We start from the raw sequence: 14,437 nt of genomic DNA, 5'->3' as shown, positions 1-14,437 counted from the left end.
GCAGCTCCCGCACATCAGAAAGGACGAACGTCATGGACGCCGAGCGCGGTCAGCAGGGCCATGAACTTGGCAGCCGTTTCGGCCACCTCGAGATCGGGCTGGGACTCGGCGACGATGCCGGCACCGGCATACAGGCGCACTTCGGTGCCCTGCACGCGAGCGCAGCGGATCGCCACGTACCAGTCGCCATCACCTTGGGCATCGGTCCAGCCGACAGCGCCGGCATAAAAGCCCCGCGCGACCGGCTCGGCCTGGCGGATCAGCTCCAGCGCGGGCTGGCGCGGCGTGCCGCAGACCGCCGGGGTGGGATGCAGCAGCGCGACCAAGGCAGCCGAGGACACCGCAGCATCCTTCAGCGTGCCGTGGATGCGGGTACCGAGATGCCACATGGTGGCAGTGGCGTGCAGCGTCGGCCGTGGTTGTGCCTCGACCTGATGGCAGAGCGGCGCGAGCGCGGCCACGATGGCCTCGACCACATGGCGGTGCTCGTCATGGTCCTTGGCCGAGGCCAGCAGCGTTTCCGCGGCACGTGCATCCTCGGCAGGGTCGGCCGAACGACGGGCCGAGCCGGCCAGCGGATGCGACAGCACGCGGTCACCGCGCTTGGAGACAAGCAGCTCCGGGGTGGCGCCGACCAGCCAGGCCGGGGCGTTGCCGCGTCCCGCGGGCACTGGTACCACGTACGTCGCCACGCTCGGGTCTTTGCCCAGGCGCGCGGCAAGTACGCGCGGATGCAGCGGCTGCGCGGTGGTGACCCGCAGGCTGCGTGCCAGGACGACTTTTTCCAACGGGCTGTCGCTGCGCTGCAGCTCCGTGACAGCAGTTGCTACTGCCTGCGCGTACGCCTCCGCAGACGGTTCGGCGAGCACATCACCGACGAGCGTCGGCGTTTCCACACGGACCACTGTGGGCTGGCCGGAGACCTGATCCGGCTGATACAGCGCATCGCCCTGCTCCGGATCAAACGGCACCGCGCCCACCAGCAGGCGCGGGCCGGAGCGCGGTGCGGCAAAGAACGTGGCCACGCGATCGGCCAGCGTGGCGGTGGCGCCGGACGGCAGCCGCGCACGCACACCCTGCGCTTCCATCGCCTGCTGCGGGCTGCGCAGCAGGAAATACGGCGCGTCAGCCGTGTCGAGCGTGGCGGTGTCAGCCATCTCATCAGGCACGCCGGTGGCGAGCATTTCGTTCATGCCGCACCCCGCGTGCGATGCAGGGCCGCAGCGGCCGCCAGGATCAACAGTACCGCGCCGACCAGCAGATACGGCGCGCTGGGCGACCACCGGTACAGCAGTGTGCCGATCATCGGCCCGACCACCATGCCCATGCCCTGCACCGAGGCCACGGTGCCGGCGGCGGCGCCCTGCTCGTGCGCCTCCACCGAATCGGCGGCCAGCGCCTGGAAGTTGGGGAACACGAAGCCCATCCCGAACGCCGCGACCGCATAGCTGGCCAGCAGCTGCCACGGCACGCTGACCAGCGCGACCGACGCAAAGCCGAGACCGGAGATCAGCGCGCCGACCACGATCCAGCGCGTGGGGCGGATGTCCTTGAGCTTCATCACCAGGCCCTGGGCGAAGATCAGGCCGACGCCGACCGCGGTCAGTGCCAGCCCGGCCATGCGTGCGCCATCTGCCGGCGACAATTGAAGGCGGTCGATGGCGAAGAAGCCGACCGTGACCTGGGCGATGGTCACCGAGATCATCGCGGCGAACACGGCCAGCAACGGCAGCCGCAGGCGTGCATCGCCCAGCCCCAGCGTTGGCTTGGGGCCGCTGTGCGTCGGCGCGACCGGCGGGGTGTTCGGCAGGCGCCACCAGATCATCAACAACGACAGCAGCGGCAACAGCGCGGCCACATACAGCGTGAGGGAGAGGTTCTTATAGGCGATCCAGCCGGCGGCGGCAGGACCCATCACCATGCCCAGCGCGTTGGCGGTGCCGAGCTTGGCCATTACGCTGCCGCGCTGCCCCGGGGCGGCCTGGTCAGCAATGATGGCCGCGGCGGTCGGCGGCACGGCGGCGTAGAACAGCCCGACCAGGGCGCGCGTGCCGACCAGGACCAGCACGGAGATCCAGATCGCCGGCGGTGAGGTCAGCGCGACATCGACGAACACCGCCAACGCCACGTAGATCGCGGCGTAGGCCGCCAGTGCGATCAGCAGCACGCGCTTGCGGCCAATGCGATCGCTGAGCGCGCCCCAGCGGCGGGCCGACAGCATCCACAACACGCCCGCCGCGGTGACCGACAGGCCGGCGTGCCATTCGGCCAGGCCCAACACCCGCACCACCGGCCCGATCACGGACACGAACGCCATCATCGCCATGGTGCCGAGCAACGCGGCGGAAACGAGGGCGGGCAAACCGGAGACGACAGGACGTGAAGACATGGACACCACAGCCAATAAGAAGTTGAACCACGCGGTGCGCCAACGCGCGCGCGGCTCTGCCATCCGGTTGCGAACGCATCACCGCCCTGTGATCTATCAAATGATAACGGCTCGCATTTGCGTTTGATAGTGCAGGCTGTACGGAATGTTCATGTACTTGCTGCCCTCCCCCTGCGACAAAAAAGCACTACATCTTCGGTTGACGCGCCAGCCGCACCCCACTATGTTGTGCGCATCGGCTCCCCGCTTCCGCCAGGCCCGGTGCACCGTCGCCACGCCGCGTTGGTCTTCAACGCCCCGTTGCGCCCACCCGACCGGCGCCTGGAAGCACGGCCCGTCGCCACCGATGTGAGCCAGCGGCGACGTATTCCTGCACACGCAGGGCCTGCCCACCAATCACGCCTTCTGTCCGGCTGCCGCACGGCTCTGCCGCGCTGCCTGCTGGTCTCTGCGCCCTGCATGGAGAACGCATGAACACCGACGACACCGTCGCTTCGACCCTCACCCCGCCCATCGACACCGCCTTTGAGGCCGCCACCGGCACTGAAACGCTCTGGATCACCAAGGAAGGCGGCAATCGACGCATGCCCTTCGACCAGACGCGGCTAGAGCGCACGGTGCACAGCGTGCATGCCGAGTTCCCGCAGTTGGACGTGGCGGACTACCTGCGCAGCGTGCTGGCGCAGATCGCCAGGCGGCAGCAGCTCAGCGCTGATGAGATGGTGGACCTGCTGATCCGCGAAGCGGAATCGCGTATCGATCTGATCGCGCCGGACTGGGAGCATTTCGCCGCCCGCCTTTACCTGAGGCGCCTGTACAAGCGCGCCAGCAAGAACCGGTTCTACGATGCCACGCTGAAGTACGGCTCCTATGTGGGCCTGCAGGAGAGCCTGGCGGACCGCAACGTGTATTCAATCGACATCCTCAAGGCCTATTCCAAGGACGAACTTGAGGAAGCCGGGCAGATGATCGAGCCCGAGCGCGACACCTTGTTCGCCTACAACGGGCTGTACCTGCTGGCCACCCGCTACCTCGCTACCGATCAGTCGCGTGCGGTGTACGAACTGCCGCAGGAGCGCTGGCTGACGATCGCGCTGTACCTGATGCAGCACGAACACGAGCACGGCGAGCGCTCGCGACGCCGTCGCATGCTGCTGGTACGTGAGGCGTACTGGGCGCTGTCCAACCTGTACATGACGGTGGCGACGCCGACACTTGCCAATGCCGGCAAGGTCGGCGGCCAGCTGTCCTCGTGCTTCATCGACACGGTCGACGACAGCCTGCAGGGCATCTACGACTCCAACACCGACGTGGCGCGGGTCTCCAAGCACGGCGGCGGCGTGGGCGCCTATCTGGGCTATGTCCGCTCGGCCGGTTCTTCGATCCGCGGCGTAGCCAATTCCTCCGGCGGCGTGGTGCCGTGGATCAAGCAGCTCAACAACACGGCCGTCAGCGTAGATCAGCTGGGCCAGCGCAAGGGTGCGATCGCGGTGTATCTGGATGTCTGGCACCGCGACATCGAGGCCTTCCTCGACCTGCGCCTGAACAACGGTGACCAGCGCCTGCGCGCGCACGATGTGTTCACCTCGGTGTGCCTGCCGGACCTGTTCATGGAAGCGGTGGAACGGCGCGGCGACTGGTATCTGTTCGACCCGTATGAGGTGAAGCGGATCAAGGGCTGGTACCTGCAGGACTTCCACGATGAGCAGCGTGGACAGGGCAGCTTCCGCGAGAAGTATCAGGAGGTCGTGGCCGACGAGCGGATCAGCCGGCGCACGATCAAGGCCATCGACCTGTTCAAGCGGATCATGGTGAGCCAGCTGGAGACCGGCAATCCTTTCATGTTCTACCGGGACGAAGTAAACCGGATGAACCCGAACAAGCATGCCGGCAGCATCTACTCCAGCAACCTGTGCACGGAGATCCTGCAGAACATGAGCCCCACCCGCATGATCCAGGAGATGATCAGCGGCGACCAGATCGTGACGACCAAACAGGCCGGCGATTTCGTGGTCTGCAATCTGTCCTCGATCAACCTGGGGCGCGCTGTAACGGCCGCCCCGGACCTGCTGACCAGCGACGTGCTGGAGCGGCTGGTGCCGATCCAGGTGCGGATGCTGGACAACGTGATCGACCTCAACCAGCTGCCGGTGCCGCAGGCGACCATCACCAACCGCAAGTACCGCGCGATCGGGCTGGGCACGTTTGGCTGGCATCACCTGCTGGCCCTGCAGCAGATCGAGTGGAATTCCACCCAGGCCGAGGACTACGCGGACAGTCTGTACGAACGCATCAACTACCTGACCATCCAGGCCAGCATGACCCTGGCCAAGGAAAAGGGGCGCTATAGCGCCTTTGTCGGCAGCGACTGGCAGAACGGCGAGTACTTCCGCGCCCGTAGCTATGACAGCCCGGCATGGCGGGAACTGGCCGCTCAGGTGGGTGTCAACGGCCTGCGCAATGGGTGGCTGATGGCGGTCGCCCCGAACATGAGCACCGCCCAGATCGCCGGCTCCACCGCCTCGATCGACCCGGTCTACGGCGCGTTCTATTACGAAGAGAAGAAGGACTTCCGCCGCCCGGTCGCCGCACCGGGGCTCTCGCTGGAGACCTACCCGTACTACGTGAAAGGCGCCTACCGGGTGGACCAGTTCGCCAGCATCCGCCAGAACGCCCGCCGCCAGCGCCACGTGGACCAGTCGATCAGCTTCAACCTGTACGTGCCCAGCACCATCCGCGCCAGCACTCTGCTCGCGCTGCACATGAGTGCGTGGCGCGAGGGACTGAAGACGACCTACTACGTGCGCTCAAACGATATCGACATCGCCGAATGCGAATGGTGCGGGTAGGCGCATCGCATTCGCGCTGACGCTCCCATGGTTCGCTGTGCAAACCATGGGCCCCGCATTACAACCACCCAGACCCCCGCCGCTTCGCGGCCGCCCCCTGACTCAGGGGGGCTCTGCTCCAGGACACACCCCCATGGCCATCCCCCTCGAACGCATCAAGATCCTCGAACCGCGCCACCCCAACCGCTCCACCGGCATCATCAATGGCCGCACCAGCGGCATCCTCAACTGGAACGACATCCCCTACCCGTCCTTCTACCGGGCGTACAAGGAGCTCTCGACCAACTTCTGGATTCCCGACGAAGTCGACATGAAGGGCGACGCGCGCCAGTACGGCGAGCTCAATGCGCGCGAGAAGAACGCGTACGACTCGATCATTGGCCTGCTCGCCACGCTGGATTCCCCGCAGACGCGCTTCATCTACAACGTCGCCGAGTACATCACCGACCCCGCCGCGCACGCCAATGCGGCGATCATCGGCCAGCAGGAAGTGATCCACAACGAAAGCTACAGCTACGTACTCGCCTCCATCGCCGGGCTGGCCGACCAGAACCGGGTGTTCGAGATCGCCCGCACGCACCCGACCATCCTCGCCCGCAACGCACCGATCATGCAGTCCTACGATGACTTCATGCGCGAGAAGACCGCCGAGACGCTGATCCGCGCGCTGATCCAGTCCTCGATCCTGGAAGGCATCAACTTCTACTCCGGCTTCGCGTTCTTCTACAACCTGGTCCGCCAGAACCGCATGACCGGCACCGGCAAGATCATCAGCTTCATCAACCGCGACGAGCTGGCCCACACCAAGTTCATCAGTGAGCTGATCCGGGCCATCATCGGCGAGAACCCTGCCCTGCAGGGCGAGCAGCTGACCGCCTACGTACACGAGGCCTTCGAGCACGCCATCCAGCTGGAGACGCGTTGGACCGGGGAAGTGCTCGACGGCATCGACGGCATCGATGTGGACGAGATGATCCGCTACGTGAAGTACCGCGCCAACAAGATGGCCGGCATGCTCGGGATCGAGAAGCTGTACAGCGAGACCAACGTCAACGTGATGCCGTGGATCAAGGCCTACGCCGACAACTTCACCGAAACCAAGACCGACTTCTTCGAGATGCGCAACGCCAGCTACAAGAAGACCAATTCGGACAACGGTTTCGACGATCTGTAAGGACGCATGCCGATGCATATCCTGCTGGCGTTCGTCTCGCTGAGCGGCAACACCCGCGAGGTCGCCATGCTGGTCCGGGCCCGCTGCGAAGCGCTGGGCCACCGCGTGGACTGGCTCGACGTCGATACCGGCGACATCGCCCTGGCCTTGCCCGCCAATCCCCCCGCCCTGTGCCTGCTTGGCTCATGGACCGACAACGCCGGGCGCACCCCGGCGGAAATGAAGGACTGCGTGGCCGCGCTGCGGGATCGTTTCGGGTTGCCCCTGCCCTTCCCGGCCGCGGTGTTCGGCACCGGCGAGACCCAATGGGGCGAAGAGTACTACTGCGGCGCCGCGCACCGCCTGGCGCGCTTCTTCCACTCCCCGTACCCCGTGCTGGAGATCGAGCAGATGCCGCACGGCGCCGCCGACACCCACGCCATCCACCACTGGACCGACGCCGTGTTGGCCACTACCGAGACATTCACGACATGCTGACCCTGCACGCCCGGACCGCTGAGGATTACCACGCCGCCCTGCGCGAACACCCTGCGCTGCTGGTGGACTTCCACAAGGACGATTGCCCCGGGTGCCGGATGCTGGAGATGTCGTTGGCCAGTGTCTCCGGCGCCATCGCAGACGCAGGGATGACGGTGTTGAAGGTGAAGCTGGAAACTGTGGGTGAGGGCTTGTTCCGCGAGCTGGGGTTGCGCCAGACACCGACGCTGCTGGTGGTGCGCGACGGTCACGAAACCGCCCGACTGGCGGGGTTCCAGACGCCGAAGCAGATCCTGGCGGTGTTGGGCGATGGGTGACGCCCTGGAGGGCAGGCCCGCGGTTGCGCGGGCTTACCGTGGAAGCTTCAACGCAGCGGCGCGGACAACAGCCCCCGGCGCTTGAACCACCATTCCAGTGGCAGCGTGACCAATGGCGGCACCGCCGCGGCCAGTGCCAGCAGTGCGGCCCACCACGGCCAACGCAAGCGGATTGCAGCCAGGACCGACACCACGACGTAGACCATGAAGGCGACGCCGTGCACCGGTCCAAACACCTTGACGCCGACCGGCGTTGGATCCGCTGCGTGGTACTTGAAGTACATGCCGATCAACAGGCCGGCCCACGTCAGGGCTTCGACGAAGGCCACCGTGGCGAAGACGCGGCCCATCGGGCTGAGTGGCGAAGCAGTCTTCAAGGCAGGCTCGAGCGTGGCGGAAGGACCCGCATCATAGCCATTGACGGCGCTTGATGCGAACCATTCTCACTCGATCAGCCGAGCGCGTCACGACCCACGGTCGTGACCGGCCCTCGATCCGCTGCCAGCAATGAGAACCGCGCGTGCCACACGATGGCCGCTTTGACCGCCCGCGATCTCAGACGAACATGCCGCCCGACGCCTCCACCCGCTGCGCGTTGATCCACGCCGTCTGCGGCGACAGCAGCGCCACCGCCACCGGACCGATGTCGTCCGGCTTGCCCGGGCGGCCCATCGCGGTGACCGAGGACACCATCGCATTGACCTGCGCGTCGTCGCGCACGCGGCCGCCACCGAAGTCGGTTTCGATCGCGCCGGGGGCGAGCGTGTTGGCACTGATGCCGCGGGCGCCCAGTTCCTTGGCCAGGTAACGGGTAAACACTTCGATGCCACCCTTCATCATCGCGTAGGCCGAGCTGCCCGGCAGCGAGAAGCGTGCCAGCCCGCTGGAGACGTTGAGGATGCGGCCGCCATCGGCAAGCAGCGGCAACACCGCCTGGGTCAGGAAGTACGGTCCCTTCAGATGGACCGCGACCAGGGCGTCGAACTGATCGACCGTGGTGTCGGCGATCATCGCGTGCAGGCCTTCGCCGGCATTGTTGAGCAGGCCCTGCAGATGGGTCTCGCCCCAGCCATCAAGCACGCTGCGGACCTGGCTGGCGAAGTCAGCAAAACCGGTGCTGTCGGCCATGTCCAAGGGAAGCACGGCCGCGCGACGGCCGAGTGCTTCGATCTGCGCGACCACTTCCTGGGCGGCGCCGGCCTGGCTGCGATAGGTGAGCACGATATCGGCGCCGTCGGCGGCCAGTGCGAGGGCGGCATTGCGGCCCAGGCCACGGCTGCCGCCGGTGATCAGGACGACTCGGGTTGCGTTGCGCATGTCAGTACACCTGCGTTGTGGGAATGGTTGTCAGCCTATTGGTGTTGCGTGCGCGGATAAATCGGCGGATGCTGATTTGACTATCCAATAATCACGAACAATCCATGGATCGCCTCGATCACCTGCGCTGCTTCCTCCGGGTGGCCGAACTCGGCTCCTTCACCGGCGCCGCCGACAGCCTGGGCCTACCCAAGGCCAGCGTGTCGCTGGCCGTGCAGCGACTGGAAGCGGATGTGGGTGTGCAACTGCTGCATCGGACCACCCGCCGGGTGCAGCTGACCGCTGACGGTGCCCAGTTCCAGGCGCGGGCACACGATCTGCTGCATGACATGGACGACCTGCAGGGCATGTTCCGGGTCGATACGGCGCAGCTGAAGGGGCGGCTGCGGGTGGATATGTCCAGCGGGCTGGCCCGGCAACTGGTGATACCGCAGCTGCCTGCCTTCCTGGCCCAGCACCCTGGCGTGGAGATGGAAGTGAGCGGTACCGACCGCCGGGTCGATCTGATCCGCGAAGGGTTCGACTGCGTGCTCCGGGTCGGTCCACTGGACGACAACACGCTGGTGGCCCGCCCGCTGGGCCAGCTGCCGATCATCAACTGCGCCAGCCCGGCCTACCTCGCCGCCCGGGGCACGCCGACCACGCTGGCCGACCTGGCCGGCCACGCGCTGGTGCATTACGTGAGCACCCTCGGTCAGCGTTCGCCCGGATTCGAGTATTACGACGGGCAGACCTATCAGAGCCTGCCCATGGGCGGTGCGGTGACGGTCAACAGTGGCGAGGGCTATACCGCGACAGCCCTGGCCGGGCTGGGGATCATCCAAGTCCCGCTGCTCGGCGTGCGCCAGGCACTGGCCTCGGGCACCCTGGTGGAGATCCTCGCGGACGTGAAAGCAGAGCCGATGCCGGTGACCCTGCTCTACGCGCAACGCCGTCATCTACCGCGACGGGTGGCGGCGTTCATGGACTGGGTCGCCGGCGTGGTCCGGCGCGAGCTGGACCAGGAGCGCTGACCTGGGACCTCCCGGCACGGCATCGTGCCGGGAGGGCAGCGTCAGCTCAGCCTTCCATGTCGGAATGGCGGTTGCGGCGACTGCTGAGCACCACGATCGCGCGGTCCGGCAGAGGCCAGTGGCCTTCCGCATCCGCCTGCAGCGGCGCACCGTCGATGGTGCTGATCAGCACGCGCCAGTGTTCATCGTCGATCAAGGGCGGCACGAACGCCTGCGGCGCGTGCGAGGCATTGAACATCAACAGCAGGTGCGCATGCTCGGGACCGCGCGGCGTGTCTTCCTGACGGGCGGCCCCCAGGTGCAGCGCCAGGCTGCGGGCCTCGCCATCATGCCAGTCGCCATCTTCCATGGGCTGGCCATCCGGGCGCAGCCAGCGCACGTCATAGCCTTCTCCCTGCTCGTCGCGGGCGTCCAGGAAGCGGCCGCGGCGCAGCTGCGGGTAGCGGCGGCGCAACGACAGCAGCCGGCGTACGAACAGCGACTGCTGGCGGCCTGCCGGGCTGGCGGCCTGCTGCCAGTCGATCCACGTGAGCGGGTTGTCCTGGCAGTAGGCGTTGTTGTTGCCGCCCTGGCTGCGCGCGAACTCGTCCCCGGCCAGCAGCATCGGCGTGCCCTGGGCGAGCAGCAGGCTGGCCAGCATGTTGCGCATCTGCCGCGCCCGGATCGTGTTGATGCCCTCGTCTTCGGTAGGGCCTTCGGCGCCGTGGTTGACGGAGATGTTGTTGTCGCTGCCGTCGCGCCCGTCTTCGCCGTTGGCCTCGTTGTGCTTGTCGTTGTAGCTGACCAGGTCATTGAGGGTGAAGCCATCGTGGGCGGTGACGAAATTCACCGACGCGGCCGGCCGCCGTCCCTTGTGGTTGAACAGATCGGCAGAGCCCATCAGGCGGGTGGCGAACTCGGCCAGCTGGCCGCCATCGCCGCGCCACAGTGCCCGCACGTTGTCACGGAAACGGTCGTTCCATTCGGCCCAGCCCGGTGCGAACTGCCCCAGCTGGTAGCCGCCCGGCCCGATGTCCCACGGCTCGGCGATCAGCTTGACCTGGCTCAGCACCGGGTCCTGGCGCACGGCATCCATGAAGCTGCCCGATGGATCGAAGCCGGCGCGTTCGCGGCCCAGGATGGTGGCCAGGTCGAAGCGAAAGCCATCCACGTGCATGTCCTGCACCCAGTAGCGCAGCGAGTCCATCACCATCCGCAGCGCACCGGCGTTGGTCAGGTCGAAGGTGTTGCCGGTGCCGGTATCGTTGATGTAGTAGCGCGGGTCATCGGCAAGCCGGTAGTAGCTGGCATTGTCGATGCCCTTGAACGACAGCGTCGGGCCGAGCTCGTTGCCTTCGGCGGTGTGGTTGTAGACCACGTCCAGGATCACTTCCAGCCCGGCGTCATGCACGCAGGCCACCATCTGCTTGAACTCGGCGATGGTGGAGGTGGACATGAAGCGCGGTTCGGGCGCGAAGAAGGCCAGCGTGTTGTAGCCCCAGTAGTTGCGCAGGCCGCGCTCGAGCAGATGCTGGTCGTCCACGTGGGCATGGATCGGCAGCAGTTCCAGCGCAGTCACGCCGAGCTGGCGGAGGTGATCCAGCAGCGCGTCCTGCTTCAGCGCGGAGAAGGAGCCACGTGCCTGCTCAGGCACCTGTGGGTGCAGCATCGACAGGCCGCGCAGGTGGGCTTCGTAGATGACCGTGTCCTCCCACGGCGTGGCCGGTGCGGTGTCGCGGCCCCAGGTGAAGGCCGGATCGACCACGGCGCATCGCGGCATGTACGGCGCGCTGTCGCGTTTGTCGAAGCTCAGGTCCTTGTCCTTGTGCCCGATCGTGTAGCCGAACAGCGCCGGCGCCCACTTGAGCTGGCCGACGATCTGCTTGGCATACGGATCCAGCAGCAGTTTGTTGGGGTTGAACCGGTGGCCGGCTTCCGGTGCGTAGGGACCATGCACCCGGTAGCCGTAGCGCTGGCCGGGCCGTGCGTCTGGCAGATAGCCGTGCCAGATTTCATCGGTGTACTCGGGCAGCACGATGCGCTCGACCTCACGGCCACGCTCGTTGAACAGGCACAGCTCGACCTTGGTCGCATGCCGGCTGTACAGCGCGAAGTTGACGCCCAGGCCATCCCAGGTGGCCCCCAACGGGAAGGGGCGTCCGCCCCGCAGGCGCGAGGACTGGGCAAACTGGCGGGCACTCATCGGCGCGTCTCGACGGTGTGGCCCGCGGCCTGCAGCTCGGCATCGAACAGCCGTTCGGCCATCAACCAATGCCGTTGGTCCTGCCCGTCCGGACGGCCTTCGGCTTCCCAGATCTGGCGGGCCAGGGCCCCGATGCGTTCACGTCGTTCGTTTTCGTCCATTGCGCTTGCTTCACTCGTTGATCAGCAGGGTCACGGGGCTGCCATCGGACAGCGCCCGCAGGGAAATATCGGGGTCGGTGATTTCTACCGACGTGCCGGTGAGCAGATTGCGATAGCGCCCCTGCGGAATCGTCACGCGGCCCGTGCCCCAGAACCGCGCAGGCAACGCCGCAGTGACTTCCTGCGCGGGACGCACGGTGGTGGCGATCGCGGCGACCACGATCAGCCGCTGCGCGCCGTGTTCGCGCGCGAAGGCCAGCACGCGTTCGGGCAGCGTGGTCGGCAATGGCACATAGCCGCCCAGCGCGAACAGCTCCGGGGCGCTGCTCCGGGCCTGCAGCAGGGTCTGCACCAGGCGCGCCTTGGCCACGCCATCGCGCCACCCCTGCAGCAGTACCGGCCACGCACGCTCATCCCGGCGCCAGTGGCCACGCAGCGCATAGTCCACCGGCCGCCGGTTGTCCGGGTCCACCAATGACAGATCCCAGCCTTCGGTGCCCTGGTACAGATCCGGCACGCCCGGCACGCTCAGCCGCAGCGCGGTCTGGCTCAGGCTGAAACGCGCCCCGGCCGGCGCGATGCGCGCCACGACGTCCTGCACGGCCGCGCGGAACGCCTGCCCGGCCTCGCTGTCGATCAGTGCTTCCACCACGGCCGCCGCGCACGACTCGTAAGCCTCATCCGGATGGCCCCAACTGCTGCGCTGGCCACCCTCGCGCAGCGCCTTGGCCTGCCACTGCACCACGCGCGCAGCGAGATCAGCGCCTGATCCGCCCTCGGCCGGCCAGACCGAGACCAGTGTCTGCCACAGCATCTCGCGGTCCGCCGCGTGCAGTGCACCGGCACCGAGGGACGCTGCGAGCCGTTCGAAGCGACGCACCTGGCGCAGCCACCATTCGGGCCACGCTGACACCACCGCCAATCGCATCCGGGCGTCTTCGCCGCGTTTATGGTCATGCGTGGCCGTGGCAAGCAGGCTGCGCGGGTGCTGGTCGTGGCGGGCGCGCATGAATCCATGGAAACGCGGTGCCGACACACTCGGCACCGTTGGATGGCTGCCGACCTCGTTGCGGGACAACAGCGGCGCATGCCGATAGAAGCTGCTGTCCTCCACTGCCTTGGCGTTGAGCGGCGCGCTGAGCAGCTGGGCCCGCTGCCGCAGCGCCAGGCAGCGGCGATGCAGCGCCGGGTCATCCTCCTGCGATGGCGGCGCCAGCACCCACGCGGCGATCTGCTCGACCGCAGCCACCTGGTCCGGCGCGCTGCCGGCGATGGCCGCCTCGATGGCCTGCTGCCACAGCCGACGATCCTCAGCGCCCGGAGCCGCGTGGGTGAGATAGCTGCGGTACACCGGGAAGTGACTCAACAAGGACAACGCCGCGCGCGCCAGCAGGGGCCTGCCGAAATCAGCGGCGATGCCGCCGGTGAGGCGCGAAAGGCGGACGAGGCGGGCGACGAAGGCATCGAACTCGGCACGCAGGCCGTGCTCCAGCACGTCGCGCCTGGCCTCTAGTTCCACCTCGCGGAAGCTGCGGGGGTCACCGGTGACCTGCTGCCAGTGCCGTGTCAGCGGGTTGCCGCCGGCACCGCTGTGCAGCAATGCACCGACCTGGTCCATGAAGTCGTAGCCGGTGGTGCCATCGCACGGCCAGTCCACCCGCAATGCTTCATCCGGCGCCAGGATCTTCTCCACCCACAGGCCCAGCGCGCCAGGCGACAGCCCACGGAAGGCGCCGGCAGCGTCCAGCGCTGCGCGCAGCCGGTGCAGGTAACCGGCCGGATCGCGGAGTCCATCCACGTGGTCCACGCGCAGGCCATCCACCCGTCCCTCCGCCACCAGGCGCAGCGGAAGTGCGTGCACGGTCTCGAAGACATCGCGGCGGTGCATCTGCAGCGCGACCAGCGAGGCGATGGTGAAGAAGCGACGGTAGTTGATCCGGTCATCGCCACTGCGCCACCACGCCAGCCGGTACGGCTGCGCCGCCAGAACGCCGGCCAGGGCCGGTGCCGTCAGCTCCGACCCGCCTGCGGCCCAGGTAGAGGGCGCCAGCGGATACACGGTGCCGTGGTGCGCGACGCCCGCCGATCCGTCGGCGGCGCGCTGCACGGTGAGCACGCCGTCGGCGATCGCGCTGGACAGCGGCCGATCCAGCACCGGCAGCCACAGCTTGCCGTCACGCCCCGGTGCGCGCCAGGCGATGTCGAACCAGCCGGCATGCGCGCTGGCCTTGCCGTGGGCCAGCACATCGGCCCAGTACGGATTGAGCGGATGCGCCGCCATGTGGTTCGGCACGATATCCAGGATCAGACCCATCCCGCGTGCGCGCACGGCGTCGGAAAGACGCTGCAACCCGGCCTCCCCGCCCAGCTCCGGATTGACCGTGGTGGGATCGATGGCGTCGTAGCCATGCGTGGAACCGGGCACCGCGCTGGCGATCGGCGACAGGTACAGGTGACTGATGCCCAATGAAGCGTAGTAATCCACCTGCGCGCGGGCCGCATCGAAATCGAAGCCGGCGTGCAGCTGCAGGCGGGCGGTGGCGCGGAATGGAACCATC

At 67.3% G+C, this 14,437-nt stretch carries 11 protein-coding genes and 1 pseudogene; 5 read left to right on the top strand and 7 right to left on the bottom strand.

Annotated elements, in window-relative coordinates; all coding sequences use genetic code 11:
- Positions 1 to 14 precede the first annotated feature (14 nt).
- Together ABE464_RS04845 and ABE464_RS04840 are read right to left on the bottom strand one after the other, a co-directional pair.
- Positions 15 to 1,193, bottom strand: coding sequence for an isochorismate synthase (locus ABE464_RS04845; protein WP_346470982.1), 1,179 nt, complete (start codon positions 1,191 to 1,193; stop codon positions 15 to 17).
- Complete coding sequence (locus ABE464_RS04840) at positions 1,190 to 2,389, bottom strand: MFS transporter (RefSeq protein WP_346470981.1); 1,200 nt, start codon at positions 2,387 to 2,389, stop codon at positions 1,190 to 1,192. The genes ABE464_RS04845 and ABE464_RS04840 overlap by 4 nt, the downstream gene beginning before the upstream one ends.
- Before the next feature lie 548 nt (positions 2,390 to 2,937).
- On the opposite strand from ABE464_RS04840, the pseudogene ABE464_RS04835 reads away from it, so the two are divergent.
- The 4 genes and pseudogenes from ABE464_RS04835 to ABE464_RS04820 all read left to right on the top strand — a co-directional run.
- Positions 2,938 to 5,238 (top strand): annotated as a pseudogene (locus tag ABE464_RS04835) (ribonucleoside-diphosphate reductase subunit alpha); the annotation flags it as partial.
- 133 nt (positions 5,239 to 5,371) lie between these two features.
- A complete protein-coding gene (locus ABE464_RS04830) occupies positions 5,372 to 6,412 on the top strand; it encodes a ribonucleotide-diphosphate reductase subunit beta (protein WP_070425230.1) in 1,041 nt (346 codons plus the stop codon).
- A gap of 12 nt (positions 6,413 to 6,424) precedes the next feature.
- The gene (locus ABE464_RS04825) at positions 6,425 to 6,889 is read left to right on the top strand and encodes a flavodoxin (RefSeq protein ID WP_346470980.1); all 465 of its coding nucleotides are present in this window, start codon (positions 6,425 to 6,427) and stop codon (positions 6,887 to 6,889) included.
- The gene (locus ABE464_RS04820) at positions 6,883 to 7,206 is read left to right on the top strand and encodes a thioredoxin family protein (RefSeq protein WP_070473966.1); all 324 of its coding nucleotides are present in this window, start codon (positions 6,883 to 6,885) and stop codon (positions 7,204 to 7,206) included. The genes ABE464_RS04825 and ABE464_RS04820 overlap by 7 nt, the downstream gene beginning before the upstream one ends.
- Positions 7,207 to 7,253: 47 nt before the next feature.
- Here the strand turns inward: ABE464_RS04820 and ABE464_RS04815 are convergent, their stop codons facing one another.
- Positions 7,254 to 7,556 (bottom strand): DUF3817 domain-containing protein, encoded by a 303-nt coding sequence (locus ABE464_RS04815; RefSeq protein ID WP_037553548.1) that lies wholly within the window; start codon positions 7,554 to 7,556, stop codon positions 7,254 to 7,256.
- A gap of 205 nt (positions 7,557 to 7,761) precedes the next feature.
- A complete protein-coding gene (locus tag ABE464_RS04810) occupies positions 7,762 to 8,523 on the bottom strand; it encodes an SDR family oxidoreductase (protein ID WP_070473963.1) in 762 nt (253 codons plus the stop codon).
- Positions 8,524 to 8,627: 104 nt separating this feature from the next.
- Between ABE464_RS04810 and ABE464_RS04805 the strand changes: the two genes are divergently transcribed.
- A complete protein-coding gene (locus ABE464_RS04805; protein ID WP_319624634.1) occupies positions 8,628 to 9,536 on the top strand; it encodes a LysR family transcriptional regulator in 909 nt (302 codons plus the stop codon).
- A 46-nt stretch (positions 9,537 to 9,582) separates the two neighbouring features.
- Here ABE464_RS04805 and glgX read toward each other — a convergent pair whose 3' ends face one another.
- From glgX to treY, 3 genes are read right to left on the bottom strand one after another with little or no spacing between them, the layout of a single operon-like run.
- Positions 9,583 to 11,718: a glycogen debranching protein GlgX gene (gene glgX, locus ABE464_RS04800; RefSeq protein ID WP_346470979.1), complete on the bottom strand. Its 2,136-nt coding sequence runs from the start codon at positions 11,716 to 11,718 to the stop codon at positions 9,583 to 9,585.
- On the bottom strand, positions 11,715 to 11,879 hold the full coding sequence (locus ABE464_RS04795; protein WP_019184616.1) for a DUF2934 domain-containing protein: 165 nt from the start codon (positions 11,877 to 11,879) through the stop codon (positions 11,715 to 11,717). The genes glgX and ABE464_RS04795 overlap by 4 nt, the downstream gene beginning before the upstream one ends.
- Positions 11,880 to 11,889: 10 nt before the next feature.
- The gene (gene treY / locus ABE464_RS04790; RefSeq protein ID WP_346470978.1) at positions 11,890 to 14,436 is read right to left on the bottom strand and encodes a malto-oligosyltrehalose synthase; all 2,547 of its coding nucleotides are present in this window, start codon (positions 14,434 to 14,436) and stop codon (positions 11,890 to 11,892) included.
- Position 14,437 lies beyond the last annotated feature (1 nt).

Source organism: Stenotrophomonas sp. TWI587 (genome assembly GCF_039674145.1).
Lineage (GTDB): Bacteria > Pseudomonadota > Gammaproteobacteria > Xanthomonadales > Xanthomonadaceae > Stenotrophomonas > Stenotrophomonas maltophilia_AY.
Note: the sequence above shows the minus strand (reverse complement) of the source record. Positions and strands in the feature narration are given on the sequence as shown.